At 55.3% G+C, this 19,209-nt stretch carries 21 protein-coding genes; 16 read left to right on the top strand and 5 right to left on the bottom strand.

From position 1 onward, the window contains the following. Positions 1-154 precede the first annotated feature (154 nt). Complete coding sequence (locus tag AC2FAP_RS10830) at positions 155-1,333, top strand: MFS transporter (RefSeq protein ID WP_059306631.1); 1,179 nt, start codon at positions 155-157, stop codon at positions 1,331-1,333. 76 nt (positions 1,334-1,409) lie between these two features. Here the strand turns inward: AC2FAP_RS10830 and flk are convergent, their stop codons facing one another. After that, positions 1,410-2,414 (bottom strand): flagella biosynthesis regulator Flk, encoded by a 1,005-nt coding sequence (flk, locus tag AC2FAP_RS10825; RefSeq protein WP_449541812.1) that lies wholly within the window; start codon positions 2,412-2,414, stop codon positions 1,410-1,412. Between the two features lie 114 nt (positions 2,415-2,528). On the opposite strand from flk, the gene pdxB reads away from it, so the two are divergent. The 15 genes from pdxB to hisP all read left to right on the top strand — a co-directional run bounded on the left by pdxB (position 2,529) and on the right by hisP (position 16,599). Next, positions 2,529-3,665, top strand: coding sequence for a 4-phosphoerythronate dehydrogenase PdxB (gene pdxB / locus AC2FAP_RS10820; RefSeq protein ID WP_449541813.1), 1,137 nt, complete (start codon positions 2,529-2,531; stop codon positions 3,663-3,665). Positions 3,666-3,732: 67 nt separating this feature from the next. Further along, complete coding sequence (locus AC2FAP_RS10815) at positions 3,733-4,746, top strand: aspartate-semialdehyde dehydrogenase (protein WP_014171035.1); 1,014 nt, start codon at positions 3,733-3,735, stop codon at positions 4,744-4,746. Beyond that, positions 4,746-5,558 carry a tRNA pseudouridine(38-40) synthase TruA gene (truA, locus tag AC2FAP_RS10810; protein ID WP_025203571.1) on the top strand — a complete coding sequence of 271 codons (813 nt, stop codon included), beginning with the start codon at positions 4,746-4,748 and terminating at the stop codon, positions 5,556-5,558. The genes AC2FAP_RS10815 and truA overlap by 1 nt, the downstream gene beginning before the upstream one ends. 28 nt (positions 5,559-5,586) lie before the next feature. Further along, the gene (locus AC2FAP_RS10805; RefSeq protein WP_020883122.1) at positions 5,587-6,246 is read left to right on the top strand and encodes a DedA family protein; all 660 of its coding nucleotides are present in this window, start codon (positions 5,587-5,589) and stop codon (positions 6,244-6,246) included. A gap of 154 nt (positions 6,247-6,400) precedes the next feature. Continuing rightward, positions 6,401-7,306 (top strand): acetyl-CoA carboxylase, carboxyltransferase subunit beta, encoded by a 906-nt coding sequence (gene accD, locus AC2FAP_RS10800; RefSeq protein WP_020883123.1) that lies wholly within the window; start codon positions 6,401-6,403, stop codon positions 7,304-7,306. A 67-nt stretch (positions 7,307-7,373) separates the two neighbouring features. Next, complete coding sequence (gene folC / locus AC2FAP_RS10795; protein WP_438369043.1) at positions 7,374-8,642, top strand: bifunctional tetrahydrofolate synthase/dihydrofolate synthase; 1,269 nt, start codon at positions 7,374-7,376, stop codon at positions 8,640-8,642. Then, positions 8,632-9,333, top strand: a complete 702-nt coding sequence (gene dedD, locus AC2FAP_RS10790) for a cell division protein DedD (RefSeq protein WP_014171030.1) — start codon at positions 8,632-8,634, stop codon at positions 9,331-9,333. Before folC ends, dedD begins: the two co-directional genes overlap by 11 nt. Before the next feature lie 212 nt (positions 9,334-9,545). Continuing rightward, on the top strand, positions 9,546-10,034 hold the full coding sequence (gene cvpA / locus AC2FAP_RS10785; RefSeq protein ID WP_000262116.1) for a colicin V production protein: 489 nt from the start codon (positions 9,546-9,548) through the stop codon (positions 10,032-10,034). Between the two features lie 36 nt (positions 10,035-10,070). Then, positions 10,071-11,588: an amidophosphoribosyltransferase gene (gene purF / locus AC2FAP_RS10780; protein ID WP_449541814.1), complete on the top strand. Its 1,518-nt coding sequence runs from the start codon at positions 10,071-10,073 to the stop codon at positions 11,586-11,588. Positions 11,589-11,677: 89 nt separating this feature from the next. Beyond that, positions 11,678-12,247: a UbiX family flavin prenyltransferase gene (locus AC2FAP_RS10775; RefSeq protein WP_014171027.1), complete on the top strand. Its 570-nt coding sequence runs from the start codon at positions 11,678-11,680 to the stop codon at positions 12,245-12,247. Between the two features lie 290 nt (positions 12,248-12,537). Beyond that, complete coding sequence (gene argT, locus AC2FAP_RS10770) at positions 12,538-13,320, top strand: lysine/arginine/ornithine ABC transporter substrate-binding protein ArgT (protein ID WP_014171026.1); 783 nt, start codon at positions 12,538-12,540, stop codon at positions 13,318-13,320. A 226-nt stretch (positions 13,321-13,546) separates the two neighbouring features. Further along, on the top strand, positions 13,547-14,329 hold the full coding sequence (gene hisJ / locus AC2FAP_RS10765) for a histidine ABC transporter substrate-binding protein HisJ (RefSeq protein ID WP_020883126.1): 783 nt from the start codon (positions 13,547-13,549) through the stop codon (positions 14,327-14,329). Positions 14,330-14,417: 88 nt separating this feature from the next. Further along, positions 14,418-15,104 (top strand): histidine ABC transporter permease HisQ, encoded by a 687-nt coding sequence (locus AC2FAP_RS10760; protein ID WP_020883127.1) that lies wholly within the window; start codon positions 14,418-14,420, stop codon positions 15,102-15,104. Continuing rightward, positions 15,101-15,817, top strand: a complete 717-nt coding sequence (locus AC2FAP_RS10755; protein WP_008502590.1) for an ABC transporter permease — start codon at positions 15,101-15,103, stop codon at positions 15,815-15,817. Before AC2FAP_RS10760 ends, AC2FAP_RS10755 begins: the two co-directional genes overlap by 4 nt. An 8-nt stretch (positions 15,818-15,825) precedes the next feature. Beyond that, positions 15,826-16,599, top strand: coding sequence for a histidine ABC transporter ATP-binding protein HisP (hisP, locus tag AC2FAP_RS10750; RefSeq protein ID WP_020883129.1), 774 nt, complete (start codon positions 15,826-15,828; stop codon positions 16,597-16,599). Between the two features lie 47 nt (positions 16,600-16,646). Here hisP and AC2FAP_RS10745 read toward each other — a convergent pair whose 3' ends face one another. The 4 genes from AC2FAP_RS10745 to yfcG form a co-directional block, all read right to left on the bottom strand. After that, positions 16,647-17,156: a GNAT family N-acetyltransferase gene (locus tag AC2FAP_RS10745; RefSeq protein WP_449541815.1), complete on the bottom strand. Its 510-nt coding sequence runs from the start codon at positions 17,154-17,156 to the stop codon at positions 16,647-16,649. 41 nt (positions 17,157-17,197) lie between these two features. After that, positions 17,198-18,091: a TIGR01777 family oxidoreductase gene (locus AC2FAP_RS10740; protein ID WP_014171021.1), complete on the bottom strand. Its 894-nt coding sequence runs from the start codon at positions 18,089-18,091 to the stop codon at positions 17,198-17,200. Between the two features lie 13 nt (positions 18,092-18,104). Then, on the bottom strand, positions 18,105-18,473 hold the full coding sequence (gene folX, locus AC2FAP_RS10735) for a dihydroneopterin triphosphate 2'-epimerase (protein ID WP_020883131.1): 369 nt from the start codon (positions 18,471-18,473) through the stop codon (positions 18,105-18,107). Between the two features lie 74 nt (positions 18,474-18,547). Beyond that, the gene (gene yfcG / locus AC2FAP_RS10730; RefSeq protein WP_050737138.1) at positions 18,548-19,177 is read right to left on the bottom strand and encodes a GSH-dependent disulfide bond oxidoreductase; all 630 of its coding nucleotides are present in this window, start codon (positions 19,175-19,177) and stop codon (positions 18,548-18,550) included. Positions 19,178-19,209: the final 32 nt, after the last annotated feature.

Here is a 19,209-nt window from a genome sequence, read left to right as displayed (position 1 = left end):
ACAAGCGGCTGATCTCGCAGGCAAACTTCCTACCTCAACATTATCCTCACGATAATGCGTAAGCGTTCAACGTCAACCAACGCACCTAAATCCTGGTTATCAGGAAGAGGGGGCGTGGTTTTTCCCCGCCTTACTCTTCATTTCGGAGTAAAGCATGACTGCAGTCACTCAAACAGAAACAACCTCTTCAGCGAACGTCTCGCTGTTTCGCATCGCGTTTGCGGTGTTCCTGACCTATATGACCGTCGGCCTGCCGCTGCCGGTGATCCCGCTGTTTGTTCATCAGGAGCTGGGCTATGGCAACACCATGGTCGGCGTCGCTGTGGGTATTCAGTTCCTGGCTACGGTATTAACCCGCGGTTATGCCGGACGTCTGGCGGATCAGCACGGGGCAAAACGCTCGGCGTTACAGGGCATGTTTGCCTGTGGTCTGGCGGGAGGTGCATGGCTGCTGGCCGCTCTCCTGCCGGTTGACGCTGCGTATAAATTTGCGCTGCTGATCGTGGGGCGTTTAATCCTGGGCTTTGGTGAAAGCCAGCTCCTGACCGGTACGCTGACATGGGGTATGGGACTGGTGGGGCCTGCACGCTCCGGCAAAGTCATGTCCTGGAATGGCATGGCCATTTATGGCGCGCTTGCCGCAGGCGCCCCGCTCGGGTTGCTTATCCACAGCCACTTTGGCTTTGCCGCGCTGGCAGCGACCACCCTGATGCTGCCGCTGCTGGCATGGGCATTCAACGGTCCGGTGCGTAAAGTCCCTGCCCATAAAGGGGAGCGCCCGTCTTTGTGGAGCGTGGTGGGTCAAATCTGGCAGCCGGGCCTTGGCCTGGCCCTGCAGGGCGTCGGTTTTGCGGTAATCGGTACGTTCGTCTCGCTCTACTTTGTGAGCCGCGGCTGGGCGATGGCAGGTTTTACGCTGACCGCCTTTGGTGGCGCATTTGTCTTAATGCGCGTGCTGTTCGGCTGGATGCCGGATCGTTTTGGCGGCGTGAAGGTTGCAGTGGCATCACTGGTGATTGAAACTCTGGGTTTGCTGTTACTGTGGAATGCACCCGTTGCGTCCGTAGCGTTGTTAGGCGCGGCGTTGACCGGCTGCGGATGCTCGCTTATTTTCCCGGCGCTGGGCGTGGAGGTGGTAAAACGTGTCGCCCCGCAGGTGCGTGGCACGGCGCTTGGCGGCTATGCGGCGTTTCAGGATATCTCATACGGGGTAACCGGGCCGCTGGCAGGTCTGTTAGCGACGTCGTTCGGGTATCCGTCTGTTTTCCTGGCGGGCGCGGTTGCAGCGGTTGTGGGCATTGTGGTGACGCTGGTGGCGTTTCGTCAGTCTTAGCGGTTAAGTGCCGGGGCGGCAAGCCCTCCCCGGTGTGCTGTCGGCCCGGCAGGCGTAGCGCCACCGGGCGAAACCGTTATGCGACCAGCCAGAAAATCGCCAGTGCAATCATTAACGCAATAAACATCAATCCTGGACGGGCAGAGAGGGGTCTGAACGTTTCCACCACCGGCGCAAACAGCGGATTGTAGATTGGCTGTATGTTTCGTGCCTCCGGCACGCCCCCTTCGCGTTCGGCGCGGCGAACGAAAATCTGATTGAGCACATCCTGCACCTGCGCGGTGGTCAGTACCGTTTGCGGTGTAGCCTGCCAGGTCTGCTGGGCGTAATCACGAATGGTGTCAAATTCGTTCGGCTCCAGCGGCTGCTTAAGTGCCGCCTGAACCGTGTGCAGGGTTGGAGCGGTCTGGGTGCTGAGCGTCTGACGCGCCTGTAGCCAGGTCACCAGATGCGTAAACTGTTTCGCCGGGATAAGCTCGCCCGCTTTTACGCCGGAGAGTTCCAGCATTGATTGCCAGATAAGCTTCGTCGGTTCGCCGGTGGCGGCGGCCAGCTTGGTCACCATCTGCTTGAGCGTGTTGTGCTCGGCAGGCAGCAGCGGACGCTCGGTCGCAGGGCGTTGCTGAGGCTGTGGAATTGACAGCTGATTGGTTTGCAGCAGCGTCAGTACGGTTTTGAGCTGTTCCGGGGTCAGCTGGCTCAGGGCGGTCTGACCAAACTGCTGGCGAATAAAGTCACTCACCGCCTGGCGGTTATTTCCCTGGCCCAACAGCTCGGTCAGCTGCGAGACAATCTGGCGTGTGCTGTGATTCTGCTGTGCAGTATCAATCCTCTGGTTCAGGTTTTGCTCGGCAGCAGGGAAATGGCGCGACTGCAAAGGTGCGTCGTTCCTGACACCTAAATCGTGCTTTACCCCAGCCCAGACTTCCGCGTTTTGCTGCGACGTCAGCGCGATCAGGCGCGTGATCAGTCGCTCCAGCACGGTGCGCTGTTGTGTGGATAGCGGTTGTTCGCCTGCAACGTTTGGTGTGACAGGGCCTTCACCCGGAGGGCGCGGCGGCGTACCTGAAATGGGCTGCATCGTCAAAAAATCCTTAAAGTCAAAACTCAGCGTAAACCTGGCAGACGTATATGCCTGGCGGCCAGATTATGGCACACTTGATGGGTTTTCTTCCTCTCAAACAGGTACTCAGACGTGAAAATCCTCGTTGATGAAAATATGCCTTATGCCCGCGAGCTCTTTAGCCGCCTCGGCAACGTTAAGGCTGTCCCGGGTCGGCCGATCCCGGTAAACGAGCTGGATGATGCAGACGCGCTGATGGTGCGCTCGGTAACCAAAGTAAATGAGGCGTTGCTCTCCGGCAAAGCGGTGAAATTTGTCGGGACCGCAACGGCAGGGACGGATCATGTGGATGATAAATGGCTTAAGCAGGCGGGGATCGGTTTTTCAGCCGCGCCGGGCTGCAACGCCATTGCGGTCGTGGAATATGTCTTCTCCTCCCTGCTGATGCTGGCAGAGCGCGACGGTTTTGCGTTGCAGGACCGTACCGTCGGGATTGTTGGTGTGGGCAACGTGGGCGGGCGCCTGCATAAACGTCTTGAGGCGTTAGGCATTCGCACTCTGCTGTGCGATCCGCCGCGTAAAGACAACGGTGATGAAGGCGACTTCCGTTCGCTGGATGAACTGGTTGCGCAGTGCGATGTGATCACTTTCCATACGCCGCTGTTTAAAGAGGGGCCTTATAAGTCGCTGCACCTTGCTGACGAAGCCCTGATCCGTCGTCTGAAGCCTGGCACTATTCTGATAAATGCCTGCCGGGGCCCGGTGGTCGATAACCTTGCGCTGCTGAAATGTCTGGACGAGGGGCAAGCGCTTAGCGTGGTGCTGGACGTCTGGGAGCCGGAGCCTGAGCTTAACGTTGCGCTGCTTAACAAGGTGGACGTCGCAACGGCGCATATTGCCGGTTATACCCTTGAAGGAAAAGCCCGCGGCACGACGCAGGTCTTTGAGGCCTATAGCGCCTTTATCGGCCATCCACAGCAGGTGGCGCTGGATACCTTACTGCCTCCCCCTGAATTTGGCCGCATCACCCTGCACGGACCACTCGATCAGGCAACGCTGAAACGACTGGTCCATTTGGTGTATGATGTGCGCCGCGATGACGCGCTGCTGCGTAAAGTGGCGGGTATTCCGGGTGAGTTTGATAAGCTGCGCAAGAACTATGTTGAGCGCCGCGAGTGGTCTTCCCTGTATGTGATTTGCGACGACGCAACGGCTGCGACGCAACTGCATAAACTGGGTTTTAACGCCGTTCATCACCCGGCACATTAATGTCTTCTTAATGCTCCCTGTTGGATACTCCGACAGGGACGCTTTTTTATTTCTGGAGTAAACCACCATGTCTGAAGGCTGGAACATTGCCATTTTAGGTGCCACGGGTGCCGTGGGTGAAGCCCTGCTCGAAACCCTTGCTGAGCGTCAGTTCCCGGTGGGTGATATCTATGCGCTGGCGCGTACAGATAGCGCGGGTGAACATCTGCGTTTTGGCGGTAAATCTGTCATGGTTCAGGATGCGGCCGGGTTCGACTGGACTCAGGCGCAGCTGGCGTTTTTTGCAGCCGGTGCTGAGGCTACGGCGTCCTATATTGAAGAGGCCACCAACTCGGGTTGTCTGGTGATTGATTTAAGCGGTCTGTTCGCGCTTGAGCCGGATGTGCCGCTGGTGGTGCCGGATGTGAACCCGTTTGTGCTGGCAGACTACCGTAACCGCAACGTTATCGCCGTACCGAACAGCCTGACCAGTCAGCTGCTTACCGCGCTGAAACCGCTGATCGACGAAGGCGGCCTGTCGCGTATCTTCGTTACCAGCCTGCTGTCTGCGTCTGCCAACGGCAAGCAAGCGGTTAACGCACTGGCCGGGCAGAGCGCGAAATTGCTGAGCGGCGTTCCGATTGATGAAGACGACTATTTTGGTCGCCAGCTGGCGTTTAACATGCTGCCACTGCTGCCGGATCGCGAAGGCAGCGTGCGCGAAGAGCGCCGTATTGTCGATGAAGTCCGCAAAATCCTGCAGGATGACGGCCTGATGATCTCTGCCAGCTGCGTGCAGTCTCCGGTCTTCTACGGCCACGCGCAGATGGTTGGTTTTGAAGCGCTGCGCCCGCTCGCCGCAGAAGAAGCGCGTGACGCGTTTGGTCGTGGTGAGGATATCGCCCTCTCCGAAGAGAGTGAGTTCCCGACGCAGGTTGGTGATGCGACCGGTAGTGCACATCTGTCTGTTGGCTGCGTGCGTAACGATTACGGAATGCCTGAGCAGATCCAGTTCTGGTCAGTTGCCGATAACGTTCGCTTTGGCGGCGCGCTGATGGCGGTGAAAATTGCGGAGAAACTCGTGCAGGAGTACCTGTACTGATGTCAGAAGTGGATCACAAGCCTGTTCATAAAATTGCCCTCGGTATTGAGTACGATGGCAGTAAGTATTATGGCTGGCAGCGTCAAAATGAGGTGCGCAGCGTCCAGGAAAAACTGGAAAAAGCGCTCTCTCAGGTGGCGAATGAACCGATAAGCGTTTTCTGTGCCGGGCGTACGGATGCCGGCGTTCACGGCACGGGGCAGGTGGTTCATTTTGAAACCACCGCTGTGCGAAAGGACGCTGCATGGACGCTGGGGGTGAATGCGAATTTACCTGGAGACATTGCGGTTCGTTGGGTTAAAGATGTTCCCGATGATTTTCATGCGCGTTTCAGCGCCACCGCGCGCCGTTACCGCTATGTCATCTACAATCAGCGCCTGCGTCCGGCGGTGTTAAGCCAGGGCGTGACGCATTTTTATGAACCGCTTGATGCTGAACGTATGCATCGTGCGGCGCAGTGTCTGATTGGTGAAAATGACTTTACCTCGTTCCGTGCGGTGCAGTGCCAGTCCCGTACGCCGTGGCGTAATGTCATGCACATAAACGTCAGCCGTTATGGCGCGTATGTGGTGGTGGATATCAAAGCCAATGCCTTTGTACATCATATGGTGCGGAATATTGTGGGCAGCCTGATGGAAGTGGGTGCCGGACACCAGCCGGAGAGCTGGATTGCAGAACTGCTGGCAGCGAAGGACAGAACGCTTGCGGCAGCCACGGCGAAAGCGGAAGGGCTGTATCTGGTCTCGGTAGACTATCCGGATCGGTTTGACCTGCCGAAACCGCCAATGGGCCCGCTGTTTTTAGCGGACTAATCAAAGGTGCAATTAAGGCTTAGACAAAATGGACGTAATACGTTTTTTGATTGATTTCATCCTGCATATTGATGTTCACCTGGCGGAGCTGGTCGCGCAGTACGGCGTCTGGGTTTACGCTATTCTGTTCCTCATTCTGTTCTGTGAAACCGGTCTGGTTGTCACCCCGTTCCTGCCGGGGGATTCACTGCTGTTCGTGGCCGGCGCGTTATCCGCGTTACCGACTAACGATTTGAATGTGCATCTGATGGTTGTGTTGATGGTTATCGCCGCGATCATTGGTGATGCGGTGAACTACACGATTGGACGGGTGTTTGGTGAGCGGCTTTTCAGCAATCCGGACTCGAAAATTTTCCGTCGCAGCTATCTCGACAAAACCCATGCGTTCTATGAACGTCATGGCGGCAAAACCATTATCCTTGCCCGTTTTGTGCCTATTGTGCGTACATTTGCACCGTTTGTGGCGGGAATGGGGCATATGTCCTATCGTCACTTTGCGGCATATAACGTTGTTGGCGCGCTGCTGTGGGTGCTGCTGTTTACCTATGCCGGCTACCTGTTTGGCGATCTCCCGGTGGTCCAGGAAAACCTTAAGTTACTGATTGTAGCGATTATTGTGCTTTCGGTACTGCCTGGCGTTATTGAGATTATTCGTCACCGACGTGCGGCAGCAAAGCAAGCGAAGTAAATGCATACTGGCGGTTCGACCACTTTTTTATCCAAAGTTTCGGGCTGTTATGTTTTAATGTGCAACATTCATGGTCTGTTGGAGGCAAAAATGGCATTATTCGCCTCTTATAGCAAAACTGGCATACGACCAGGTTCAGGCAGAAAGGTTATCAATGAGCTGGATTGAACGAATTAAAAGCAACATAACCCCGACTCGTAAAGCGAGCATTCCTGAAGGGGTATGGACGAAGTGTGATAGCTGCGGCCAGGTTCTGTACCGCGCAGAGCTGGAACGCAATCTTGAGGTGTGTCCGAAGTGTGACCACCACATGCGTATGACGGCGCGTAATCGCCTGCATAGCCTGCTGGACGAAGGTTCTCTGGTAGAACTGGGTAGCGAGCTTGAGCCAAAAGACGTGCTGAAGTTCCGTGATTCCAAAAAATACAAAGACCGTCTGGCCTCTGCACAGAAAGAGACCGGCGAGAAAGACGCGCTGATCGTCATGAAAGGCACCCTGCACACGATGCCGGTGGTGGCTGCCGCGTTTGAGTTCTCCTTTATGGGTGGCTCAATGGGCTCTGTCGTGGGTGCGCGTTTCGTGCGTGCCGTTGAGCAGGCGCTGGAAGACAACTGCCCGCTGATCTGCTTCTCCGCCTCCGGTGGTGCACGTATGCAGGAAGCGCTGATGTCGCTGATGCAGATGGCGAAAACCTCTGCTGCGCTGGCGAAAATGCAGGAGCGCGGTTTGCCGTACATCTCCGTGCTGACCGACCCGACGATGGGTGGCGTTTCCGCAAGCTTTGCCATGCTGGGCGATCTGAACATCGCTGAGCCGAAAGCGCTGATCGGTTTTGCGGGTCCACGCGTTATCGAACAGACCGTACGTGAAAAACTGCCGCCGGGCTTCCAGCGCAGTGAGTTCCTCATCGAGAAAGGCGCTATCGACATGATCGTCCGCCGTCCGGAGATGCGCCTGAAACTGGCAAGCATCCTGGCGAAGCTGATGAATCTGCCAGCGCCGAACCCGGATGAGCCGCGCGAAGGCGTGGTGGTGCCGGATCAGGAACCCGAGGCCTGATAACTGAAAAGGGCAGGGCCGGATGGCGCTGCCCTTTTGCTTTCTCAACTGTTAATGACCGGGCATCATGGAAAATAAAAGCATTCCCCAAGCCACGTCGCCCCTGGCCGCGTGGCTTTCTTATCTGGAAAACCTGCACAGTAAAACCATCGATATGGGGCTTGAGCGCGTAAGCCAGGTTGCCGCGCGTCTCGACGTACTGAAACCAGCGCCGTTTGTGTTCACCGTTGCCGGAACGAACGGTAAAGGCACGACGTGCCGCACGCTGGAATCTGTCCTGATGGCAGCAGGCTATAAGGTTGGCGTTTACAGCTCTCCACACCTCGTGCGGTATACCGAGCGGGTGCGTGTGCAAAACCGCGAGCTGCCGGAATCAGCGCATACTGCCTCTTTCGCGGAAATTGAAGCCGCGCGCGGTGAAATTTCATTAACCTATTTTGAATACGGCACCCTGTCGGCACTGTGGTTGTTTAAGCAGGCGCAGCTGGACGTGGTGATTCTGGAAGTCGGCCTCGGCGGGCGTCTTGATGCCACCAACATGGTGAATGCGGATGTGGCCGTCGTGACCAGCATTGCGCTGGATCATACCGACTGGCTGGGGCCGGATCGCGAAAGCATTGGTCGCGAGAAAGCCGGGATTTTCCGGGCGAATAAACCTGGCGTGGTCGGCGAGCCGGATATGCCGCACACCATTGCAGAGGTGGCGAATGAGACGGGTGCGCGTCTGCTGCGCCGTGGCGTAGACTGGCAGTATGAGGTTCAGGCAGACGGCTGGCGCTTTAGCGATGCGCAGGGCGCACTGGACAACCTGCCATTGCCGCAGGTGCCGCAGCCTAACGCGGCAACCGCGCTGGCGGCACTGCGCGCAAGCGGTCTGGCGGTGAGCGAGCAGGCGATTCGCGAGGGCATCGAGCGGGCGATTCTGCCCGGGCGTTTCCAGATTGTCAGCGAGTCACCGCGCCTGATCCTCGATGTGGCGCATAACCCGCATGCCGCGGCGTATCTCGCGGGACGTCTCAAATCGTTACCAAAAACCGGGCGCGTGCTGGCGGTTATCGGTATGCTTCATGATAAAGATATTGGCGGTACGCTGGCCTGCATGGAGAGTGTGGTCGATAGCTGGTATTGTGCTCCTCTGGAGGGGCCACGCGGGGCGACCGCTGAGCAGTTGATGGAACATCTCGGCAAAGGCGCAATCTATAATAGCGTGGCTCAGGCCTGGCATGCCGCGATGGCGGATGCTAAACCAGAAGATACCGTGCTGGTGTGTGGCTCGTTCCACACGGTGGCACATGTCATGGAAGTGATGGACGCGGGGAGAACCGGTGGCGAGTAAGTTTCAGAACCGTTTAGCAGGAACAATAGTGCTGGTGGCGCTGGGAGTCATTATTCTCCCGGGCCTGCTCGACGGGCAGAAAAAGCACTATCAGGATGAGTTTGCAGCCATTCCTCTGGTACCGAAACCGGGCGATCGCGACGAGCCGGATATGCTGCCTGCGGCGACACAGGCCCTTCCTGCTCAGCCGCCGGAAGGCGCAGCGGAAGAGGTTCGCGCGGGTGATGCGGCTGCGCCGTCTCTTGATCCGTCTCGTCTGGCGGCGAGCAACACCAACGATATCGATCCTGTACCGGTTCCGGTCGTGCAGCCTAAACCGGCTGAGAAACCGAAGCCGGTCGAAAAAACGCAGCCGAAACCGCAGCGTGATAAAACGAGCGAACAGCTTGCCGCAGCGACTGAGACACCGCCTCCGGCGAAACCGGCTCAGCAGGAAGCCGCACCGACGGGCAAAGCCTACGTCGTGCAACTGGGTGCGCTGAAAAATGCCGATAAGGTCAATGAGGTCGTGGGTAAACTGCGCAGTGCGGGATATCGTGTTTACACTTCACCTTCCACGCCGGTACAGGGTAAAATTACCCGTATTCTCGTGGGGCCAGAAGCGTCCAAAGATAAGCTTAAAGGATCGCTGGGTGAGCTGAAGCAGATCTCCGGCCTGAGCGGTGTGGTGATGAGCTACAGCGCGAACTAACCCCTCCCTCACCCTTATCCTTTCTATGAAGAGAAGGTGGGGGGGAAGAGTGACGGCAGACGTCCACAGAGACGTAAAAAGCCACGGCGTTGAACATTTTTTCAGCGCCTTTTTTATTTACGCGTGGGAAGGAAATCCCTACGCAAACGTTTTCTTTTTCTGTTAGAATTCGCCCCGAACTGGATGACAGGGCGTTAAATCGTGGGACACATATGGTCTGGATTGATTACGCCATCATTGCGGTGATTGGTTTTTCCTGTCTGGTTAGCCTGATCCGTGGCTTTGTTCGTGAAGCGTTATCGCTGGTAACCTGGGGTTGTGCTTTCTTTGTTGCCAGTCATTACTACACTTACCTGTCTGTCTGGTTCACGGGCTTTGAAGATGAACTGGTCCGAAATGGAATCGCTATCGCGGTGCTGTTTATCGCGACGCTGATTGTCGGCGCTATCGTAAATTACGTGATAGGTCAGCTGGTCGAGAAAACCGGTCTGTCAGGAACAGACAGGGTACTCGGGATCTGTTTCGGCGCACTACGAGGCGTGCTGATTGTGGCCGCGATCCTGTTCTTCCTGGATACCTTTACCGGGTTCTCCAAAAGTGAAGACTGGCAAAAATCGCAGCTCATTCCAGAGTTCAGTTTCATCATCAGATGGTTCTTTGACTATCTGCAAAGCTCGTCGAGTTTCTTGCCCAGAGCGTAATGCGCTCTGAGATGTGGCTTAACGAGGAAAAGACGAATGTGCGGTATTGTCGGTATCGCCGGTTTCATGCCGGTAAACCAGTCGATTTATGACGCGTTAACGGTGCTTCAGCACCGTGGGCAGGATGCTGCGGGTATCATCACCATTGATGCAAACAACTGCTTCCGTTTACGTAAGGCGAATGGTCTGGTAAATGATGTGTTTGAAGCCCGCCATATGCAGCGTCTGCAAGGTAATATGGGGATCGGTCACGTTCGTTATCCTACTGCTGGCAGTTCCAGCGCCTCTGAGGCTCAGCCTTTCTACGTCAACTCACCGTATGGCATCACGCTTGCCCACAATGGCAACCTGACCAACGCGCACGAGCTGCGTAAGAAGTTGTTCGAAGAGAAACGTCGCCACATTAACACCACCTCTGATTCTGAAATTCTGCTCAATATCTTTGCCAGCGAGCTGGATAACTTCCGTCACTACCCGCTGGAAGTAGACAACATTTTTGCCGCCGTTGCCGCGACTAACCGCCAGATCCGTGGTGCGTATGCCTGCGTGGCGATGATTATCGGCCACGGGATGGTTGCCTTCCGCGATCCAAACGGCATCCGCCCGCTGGTGCTCGGTAAGCGCGATCTCGGTGATGGTCGTACCGAATACATGGTTGCCTCTGAAAGCGTGGCGCTGGATACCCTCGGCTTCGAGTTCCTGCGTGATGTTGCGCCTGGCGAAGCGGTCTATATCACTGAGAAGGGCCAGCTGTTCACCCGCCAGTGTGCTGACAACCCGGTGAGCAATCCGTGCCTGTTTGAATATGTTTACTTCGCCCGTCCGGACTCGTTTATCGACAAGATTTCCGTTTACAGCGCGCGCGTGAACATGGGGACAAAACTTGGCGAGAAGATTGCCCGCGAATGGGACGATCTGGATATTGACGTCGTTATTCCTATTCCGGAAACGTCCTGCGATATCGCTCTGGAAATCGCCCGCATTCTGGACAAGCCATACCGTCAGGGATTTGTGAAAAACCGCTACGTTGGTCGTACCTTTATCATGCCGGGTCAGCAGCTGCGCCGTAAGTCCGTACGTCGTAAACTGAACGCAAACCGCGCTGAGTTCCGCGACAAAAACGTCCTGCTGGTGGATGACTCCATCGTTCGCGGCACCACCTCAGAACAGATTATTGAGATGGCGCGCGAAGCGGGTGCGAAGAAAGTGTATCTGGCCTCAGCCGCACCGGAAATTCGTTTCCCGAACGTGTACGGCATCGATATGCCAACCGCCAATGAGCTGATCGCTCACGGTCGTGAAGTGGACGAAATTCGTCAGATCATCGGTGCCGACGGCCTGATTTTCCAGGATCTGAACGATCTTATCGACGCAGTACGCGCTGAGAACCCGGATATTCAGCAGTTCGAATGCTCCGTGTTTAATGGCGTTTACGTGACGAAAGACGTTGACCAGCAGTACCTCGACTACCTTGATTCGCTGCGCAACGACGATGCGAAAGCCGTCCAGCTGCAAAACGATCTCGAAAGTTTAGAGATGCACAACGAAGGTTGATGTCTGTGCAAGTGAGGGCATTTGCCCTCACTTGCAACTCCCCGCAAAATCCTGCACAGTCTGCCCTGAAATCAGTTAGGGCGAAAATCATGAAACGACTCATTGTTGGGCTCAGTGGTGCCAGTGGCGCGATTTACGGCGTACGTCTGTTACAGGTGCTGCGCGACGTGGCAGAAGTGGAAACGCATCTGGTCATGAGCCAGGCGGCACGTCAGACCCTCTCTCTTGAAACCGACCTCTCACTGCGTGATGTCCAGGCGCTGGCGGATGTGGTTCACGATGCCCGCGATATCGCCGCCAGCATCTCCTCAGGCTCGTTTAAAACGGCCGGCATGGTTATCCTGCCTTGTTCCATTAAAACGCTCTCCGGCATTGTAAACAGCTATACCGACACGCTGGTGACCCGCGCCGCGGACGTGGTGCTGAAGGAGCGTCGTCCTCTGGTTCTCTGCGTGCGGGAAACGCCGCTGCACCTGGGACATCTGCGTTTAATGACTCAGGCTGCTGAACTCGGCGCGGTGATCATGCCACCGGTACCGGCGTTCTATCACCGGCCCGTTTCACTGGATGATGTGATTAATCAGACGGTTAACCGCGTTCTCGATCAGTTTGATATCGACCTGCCTGAAGACCTCTTCACCCGCTGGCAGGGTGCCTGAATCTGTGCACTCACAGCGTGCATGAAAAGATAACGTGCCCTGTTTCAGGGCAATTATGCAACGGCGATCATATCCTCGACATTTAATTCGCTTTTTCCCTTTTTCTCTTTCCGGTTCGTTCGGCAGACCTGCTATCTTTCACCATTAAGGCAATATCGCAACGTTTTATTAACATATTTAACGTCGAACTTTTCACCAGACGGCAATGTGGCATAAGACCTGCAAGAGAAGCCTGCAACACAACACACAACACAATACATAATAAAATCACGGTACTTGAGGGTAAATGTATGAAGAAGACGGTTCTGGCTCTGTCTTTGCTGGTGGGGTTAAGTGCGGCAGCAGGTAGCTACGCAGCGCTTCCACAGACAGTTCGTATCGGTACAGACGCAACCTACGCGCCATTCTCTTCCAAGGATGCGAAAGGCGATTTCGTTGGGTTTGATATCGATCTGGGAAATGAAATGTGCAAACGCATTGCGGTGAAATGCACATGGGTGGGCAGCGACTTTGATGCGTTAATCCCGTCGCTGAAAGCCAAGAAAATCGACGCCATTATCTCTTCTCTCTCTATCACCGAAAAACGTCAGCAGGAGATTGCCTTCTCTGACAAGCTTTACGCTGCAGATTCACGTCTGATTGCCGCTAAAGGCTCCCCGATTCAACCCACCATCGACTCGCTGAAAGGCAAGCATGTCGGCGTGCTTCAGGGCTCAACGCAGGAAGGGTTTGCCAATGCGAACTGGCGTGAGAAGGGCGTCGACGTAGTGGCGTACCAGAACCAGGATCTGATCTACTCTGACCTGGCGGCAGGCCGTCTGGATGCGGCATTCCAGGATGAAGTCGCCGCGAGCGAAGGCTTCCTGAAACAGCCAGCGGGCAAAGAGTACGCTTTTGCTGGCCCGTCCGTGAAAGACAAAAAGTACTTTGGTGACGGTACGGGTATCGGCCTGCGCAAGGACGATACCGAGCTGAAAGCCGCCTTCGACAAAGCGTTTGCTGAGCTGCGTAAAGACGGTACCTACGACAAACTGGCGAAGAAATACTTCGACTTCAACGTCTACGGTGACTAATACCTGACGGCAATGCACTGCTGAGGTGCATTGTTGGGCGGGATGATCCAATATGGTGCAATTAATGCACTGTATTGGATCGCTGTGTGCATACTTACGCATTTATAATGCAAAAAATCCCGGCTCAAAGGCATTATTCTTTGCCTGACGGAGGGGATTGATGGCACATTAGCACCACCCCGTCGTCGTAAAAATCCCGTATGTAGACAGTTTGTTGAGGACAGATATGAAAAAACTAGTATTGTCACTTTCTCTGGTGCTGGCTTTTTCCAGCGCCACCGCGGCATTCGCAGCAATTCCGCAGAAAATTCGAATCGGTACCGATCCTACCTATGCACCGTTCGAATCGAAGAATTCTAAAGGTGAATTGGTTGGTTTTGACATCGATCTGGCCAACGAACTGTGCAAACGCATCAAAGCGCAGTGTACCTACGTTGAGAACCCACTGGACGCGCTGATCCCGTCGCTGAAAGCGAAAAAAATCGACGTGATTATGTCCTCGCTCTCCATCACTGAAAAACGCCAGCAGGAGATTGCTTTCACGGACAAACTCTACGCGGCAGATTCACGTCTGGTCGTCGCCAAATCTTCCGACATTCAGCCCACTCTCGAGTCGCTGAAAGGCAAACGCGTGGGCGTGCTGCAGGGGACCACTCAGGAAACCTACGGTAACGAACACTGGGCGCCGAAAGGGATTGAAATCGTCTCTTATCAGGGCCAGGAAAATATCTACGCTGACCTGACGGCAGGTCGTATTGACGCGGCGTTCCAGGATGAAGTCGCGGCGAGCGAAGGCTTCCTGAAGCAGCCGGTCGGCAAAGACTATAAGTTTGGCGGTCCATCCATCAAGGATGTGAAGTTGTTTGGTGTAGGCACCGGTATGGGCCTGCGCAAGGAAGACAACGAACTGCGTGAAGCGCTGAACAAAGCGTTTGCCGAAATGCGCGCTGACGGCACGTACGAGAAAATTGCGAAAAAATACTTCGATTTTAATGTTTACGGCGGCTAATCGCCCCGTCAAATAACGTGCAGCCCCTCCCACTGTGGGAGGGGAAAAGACACGGTTCCACCACTCACGATACGACAGGGCTCGCGGTATGCTGTACGGATTTTCTGGCGTTATTTTACAGGGCGCGCTTGTCACCCTTGAGCTGGCTCTCAGCTCCGTGGTGCTGGCGGTGCTGATAGGTCTGGCGGGCGCGGGGGCGAAGCTTTCGGCTAACAAGCCGCTGGCGCTGATTTTTGAAGGCTATACGACGCTGATTCGCGGTGTTCCCGATCTGGTGCTGATGCTTCTGATCTTTTACGGTCTGCAGATTGCGCTTAACAGCGTAACGGACGCAATGGGTATGGGACAAATCGATATCGACCCGATGGTGGCCGGTATTATTACGCTCGGTTTTATCTACGGGGCCTACTTCACCGAAACCTTCCGCGGCGCGTATATGGCTGTGCCGAAAGGCCACATTGAAGCGGCAACCGCATTCGGTTTCACCTCCTCACAGACGTTTCGTCGAATCATGTTCCCGGCCATGATGCGCTATGCGCTTCCAGGTATCGGTAACAACTGGCAGGTTATTCTTAAGGCAACCGCGCTGGTCTCTCTGCTTGGCCTGGAAGATGTGGTGAAAGCGACCCAGCTTGCCGGCAAAAGCACCTGGGAGCCGTTCTACTTTGCGGTGGTATGTGGCGTAATCTATCTGGTCTTTACAACCGCCTCCAATGGTGTGCTGCTTCTGCTCGAACGTCGCTACTCCGTGGGTGTGAAGAGGGCTGATCTGTGATTGAGATTATTCAGGAATACTGGAAATCGCTGCTGTGGACAGATGGCTATCGCTTCACCGGCGTCGCCATTACGCTCTGGCTTCTGATCTCCTCCGTGGTGATGGGCGGCATTCTGGCGGTATTTCTCGCCATTGGTCGTGTGTCGAACAATAAATTTATCCAGTTCCCAATCTGGCTGTTTACCTATGTGTTTCGCGGTACGCCGCTGTACGTGCAACTGCTGGTGTTCTATTCGGGGATGTACACGCTTGAGATCGTAAAAGGCACTGAAATGCTCAATGCATTCTTCCGCAGCGGTCTGAACTGTACGGTGCTGGCATTGACGCTCAATACCTGCGCCTATACCACCGAGATTTTCGCAGGGGCGATTCGCTCTGTCCCGTACGGTGAAATTGAAGCGGCGCGTGCGTACGGCTTCTCCTCCGTGAAGCTTTACCGTTGCATCATTCTGCCGTCGGCGCTGCGTATTGCGTTACCGGCGTACAGTAACGAAGTGATTCTTATGCTGCACTCCACGGCGCTGGCCTTTACCGCCACGGTGCCGGACTTACTGAAGATTGCCCGGGATATTAACTCGGCAACCTATCAGCCGTTTACCGCATTCGGTATTGCGGCAGTGCTTTATTTGATAATTTCATACGTCCTGATTAGCCTGTTCCGTAAGGCAGAAAAACGCTGGTTGCAGCATATAAAACCTTCTTCGACGCACTGAGAATGATGATGGCTGAGAACAAATTAAACGTTATTGATCTGCACAAACGCTACGGCGAACATGAAGTGCTGAAAGGGGTGTCGCTGCAGGCAAACGCGGGCGATGTCATCAGTATTATCGGCTCATCCGGCTCCGGTAAAAGTACTTTCCTGCGCTGCATTAACTTCCTCGAAAAACCGAGCGAAGGCTCAATTGTGGTGAGCGGGCAGAACATCAATCTGGTGCGTGACAAAGACGGCCAGCTGAAGGTGGCGGATAAAAATCAGCTACGTCTGTTGCGTACGCGCCTGACGATGGTTTTCCAGCACTTTAATCTCTGGAGCCATATGACGGTACTGGAGAACGTAATGGAAGCGCCAATCCAGGTGCTGGGTCTTAGCAAACAGGACGCCCGAGACCGTGCGGTGAAATACCTGGCGAAAGTGGGTATTGATGAGCGCCAGCAGATGAAGTATCCGGTACATCTGTCCGGCGGGCAGCAGCAGCGCGTATCCATAGCCCGCGCGCTGGCGATGGAGCCGGAAGTCTTGCTGTTCGACGAACCGACCTCCGCGCTGGACCCGGAACTCGTTGGCGAAGTGCTGCGCATCATGCAGAAGCTCGCCGAAGAGGGCAAAACGATGGTGGTGGTGACGCACGAGATGGGCTTTGCCCGGAACGTCTCTAACCACGTCATCTTCCTGCATCAGGGGAAAATCGAAGAGCAGGGGCATCCCGATGAGGTGTTAGCGAACCCGCAAAGCCCACGTTTACAGCAGTTCCTGAAGGGGTCTTTGAAGTAGGTTTTGCCTTTCCCCTCTCCCGGTGGGAGAGGGCCGGAGTGTGGGCATCAAACCGCACCACACTCCAGTCGATACACCCAGTCGTCATACCGCACACCGTTAATCTCATACGCTTTTTCCAGCACCTGCGTGCGCACAAAACCCGCTTTCTCCAGTACCCGGACTGACCCGCAGTTGTCTGCCAGCACATATGCGTTAATCGCCTTTACGCCCGTCTGGTTAAATGCGTAGTCACACACCGCGCGCAGTGCCTCACTGGCGATGCCCTGGCCCTGCGCGGCAGACACGACCGTATAGCCGATATCCGCCTCCTCACGATTTTCAGCGCTAATTTGCAGGCCGATATCGCCCAGTGGGGTCTCTTCATCGCGTAAGCGGATAACGAACACATGCGCTGCCGTCAGACGTGCGGCAAACAGGCGTCGGGTCTCTTTTTCCGGGGCGATAGCGGCCATATACTGCATGATGGCGCGATCCTCGCGCAGGGCACGGAAAAAAGGCCAGTCAGTGGGTTCGAAGGGCGTGAGGTGGAGCCGGGGAGTGGTAATGGTTGCCATAGATATGCCATTTCGTCGGAACATGGCATATCACTGTAACATTATCTCACCACATCCCCCAGCGCCTCTTCTAAGTCATACCAGCGGAACGCAAACCCGGCCGCTTCCAGCCGTTTTGGCAGGGCCCGTTGCCCGCCTAACACCAGCACGGATGCTTCACCCATCATCAGGCGGATCACCGTAGCAGGCACGCGCAAAATCGCCGGGCGATGCAGGGCATGTCCGAGAGCATGGGCAAACTGTTCATTTCGTACCGGGTAGGGCGCAACCATATTAAACGGCCCGCGCAGATCGTTATCCAGCAGCCAGAGAATACCGTTGACCATATCGTCGATATGGATCCACGCCAGATACTGACGGCCATTGCCGATTGGCCCGCCAAGACCGAGCCTGAAAGGGGGGAGCATCTTCGCCAGAATGCCGCCTTTCGGGGCAAGGACCACACCGGTGCGTAGCAGGCAGACGCGGGTATGATCGCTTTGCGCAGCACAGGCGATACGCTCCCACTGGGCGCAAAGTTTATGGGTGAACTCGTTGTGGGGCGGCTCTTCTTCCGTTACCACCACCTCGCCGAGATCGCCGTAATACCCTACGGCAGAACCCGAAATGAGAACCGACGGCGGGGTATGACTGTTGCGGATAAGCTCAACCAGCTTCTCGGTAAGGGTCCACCGGCTGCTGCACAGGAGCTGTTTTTGTTCTTCCGTCCAGCGCTTATCGGCGATCGGTTCGCCTGCCAGGTTGATGACGGCGTCAAACCCGTCCAGATTCTGCTGCTCGGCCAGATTTCTCCAGATGTCGATACCTGCGCCCAGCACCTGGCGCGCTTTCTCTGGACTGCGCGTCACCACGGTAATGTCGTGATGCAACGCCTGCAGACGCGCAATGAGATGGCGACCAATCAGGCCGGTACCGCCGGTCAGCAAAATCTTCATACAACCTCCAGGGTTACGCCTGGCGTTGCCAGCTTAACGTCATCGAGACGGAATCGGCGTAACGCAGGGCGTGAAGTTTATCGATCTCTACTTCAGCATAAGTGACCCAGTGATGATCGCGTGCGATGTCGAGCACATCCTGAGTTAATTTTTCCAGTAAAGAGAAGCGGTTGTTTTCCACGTACTGGATGATTTTTTTGGTTATCGTGCGGTAGTTCAGCGCATCATTAATATCTTCGCTGGCCCGCGCTTTCTCAGCCGGGTAGTGGATAACCACATTAATCACGATATCCTGACGGTTGGCAATCTCTTCCTCTTTGATTCCGATGAAGGTGCGTAGGCGTAAATTTTTTATACGAATAATAGCGTCATGCTGTGACATTGCAGGTCTTCTCCGTGTCAGAATTTCCTTCACATAATACATGAGAGCCTCTCAGTCACACACCAGCCACCGGCTTAAATTTGCTGGATTTTTTGCATGGCGCGTTCGGTGGCCGGACGCGTGCGGATTCGTTCAAACCAGTTGTTCACCGCCGGGTAAGACGCCAGGTCAATGCGGTGCTTTTCATGGGTATTCACCCAGGGCCAGCAGGCAATGTCGGCGATGCTGTAATGATCCCCGCCGAGCCACGGTGCTTTCTCAAGCCGACGGTTCAGAACGCCGTATAACCGCTGGGTTTCCACCTGATAGCGTTCGATAGCATAAGGAATCGGCTGCGGTGCGTAGGCAGTAAAATGGTGGTTTTGTCCGAGCATCGGCCCCAGACCGCTCGTCTGCCAGAAAAGCCACTGCAGCGTGTGGTGACGCTCGCGCAGATCTCCGCTCAGCAATTTGCCTGTCTTCTCTGCCAGATAGAGCAATATTTCTCCGGATTCAAACAGGCTCAACGGCTTGCCCCCATCGGCAGGATGGTTATCAATAATGGCCGGGATTTTATTGTTTGGCGATATAGCCAGAAAGAGAGGACTGAACTGATCGCCTTTGCTGATATCCACGCGAATGATCCTGTAATCCAGTTCGGCTTCCTCAAGAAAGAGGGTGATCTTATGGCCGTTCGGGGTGGGGGCATAATAAAGGTCGATCATTCTCAACTCCTGTCAGTGAAAATAGTGACGCC

The organism is Enterobacter cloacae complex sp. 394I7, assembly GCF_057320345.1.
Note: the sequence above shows the minus strand (reverse complement) of the source record. Positions and strands in the feature narration are given on the sequence as shown.

What these genes read in the sequence shown, in the direction of transcription:
- AC2FAP_RS10760 (WP_020883127.1), top strand. Translation starts at nt 14,418, where the DNA reads ATGCTGTACGGATTTTCTGGCGTTATTTTACAGGGCGCGCTTGTCACC.
- folC (WP_438369043.1), top strand. Translation starts at nt 7,374, where the DNA reads ATGGAAAATAAAAGCATTCCCCAAGCCACGTCGCCCCTGGCCGCGTGG.
- AC2FAP_RS10740 (WP_014171021.1), bottom strand. Translation starts at nt 18,091, where the DNA reads ATGAAGATTTTGCTGACCGGCGGTACCGGCCTGATTGGTCGCCATCTC.
- truA (WP_025203571.1), top strand. Translation starts at nt 4,746, where the DNA reads ATGTCAGAAGTGGATCACAAGCCTGTTCATAAAATTGCCCTCGGTATT.
- AC2FAP_RS10775 (WP_014171027.1), top strand. Translation starts at nt 11,678, where the DNA reads ATGAAACGACTCATTGTTGGGCTCAGTGGTGCCAGTGGCGCGATTTAC.
- cvpA (WP_000262116.1), top strand. Translation starts at nt 9,546, where the DNA reads ATGGTCTGGATTGATTACGCCATCATTGCGGTGATTGGTTTTTCCTGT.
- hisJ (WP_020883126.1), top strand. Translation starts at nt 13,547, where the DNA reads ATGAAAAAACTAGTATTGTCACTTTCTCTGGTGCTGGCTTTTTCCAGC.
- flk (WP_449541812.1), bottom strand. Translation starts at nt 2,414, where the DNA reads ATGCAGCCCATTTCAGGTACGCCGCCGCGCCCTCCGGGTGAAGGCCCT.
- folX (WP_020883131.1), bottom strand. Translation starts at nt 18,473, where the DNA reads ATGTCACAGCATGACGCTATTATTCGTATAAAAAATTTACGCCTACGC.
- accD (WP_020883123.1), top strand. Translation starts at nt 6,401, where the DNA reads ATGAGCTGGATTGAACGAATTAAAAGCAACATAACCCCGACTCGTAAA.
- AC2FAP_RS10805 (WP_020883122.1), top strand. Translation starts at nt 5,587, where the DNA reads ATGGACGTAATACGTTTTTTGATTGATTTCATCCTGCATATTGATGTT.
- hisP (WP_020883129.1), top strand. Translation starts at nt 15,826, where the DNA reads ATGGCTGAGAACAAATTAAACGTTATTGATCTGCACAAACGCTACGGC.
- yfcG (WP_050737138.1), bottom strand. Translation starts at nt 19,177, where the DNA reads ATGATCGACCTTTATTATGCCCCCACCCCGAACGGCCATAAGATCACC.
- AC2FAP_RS10815 (WP_014171035.1), top strand. Translation starts at nt 3,733, where the DNA reads ATGTCTGAAGGCTGGAACATTGCCATTTTAGGTGCCACGGGTGCCGTG.
- AC2FAP_RS10745 (WP_449541815.1), bottom strand. Translation starts at nt 17,156, where the DNA reads ATGGCAACCATTACCACTCCCCGGCTCCACCTCACGCCCTTCGAACCC.
- purF (WP_449541814.1), top strand. Translation starts at nt 10,071, where the DNA reads ATGTGCGGTATTGTCGGTATCGCCGGTTTCATGCCGGTAAACCAGTCG.
- AC2FAP_RS10830 (WP_059306631.1), top strand. Translation starts at nt 155, where the DNA reads ATGACTGCAGTCACTCAAACAGAAACAACCTCTTCAGCGAACGTCTCG.
- argT (WP_014171026.1), top strand. Translation starts at nt 12,538, where the DNA reads ATGAAGAAGACGGTTCTGGCTCTGTCTTTGCTGGTGGGGTTAAGTGCG.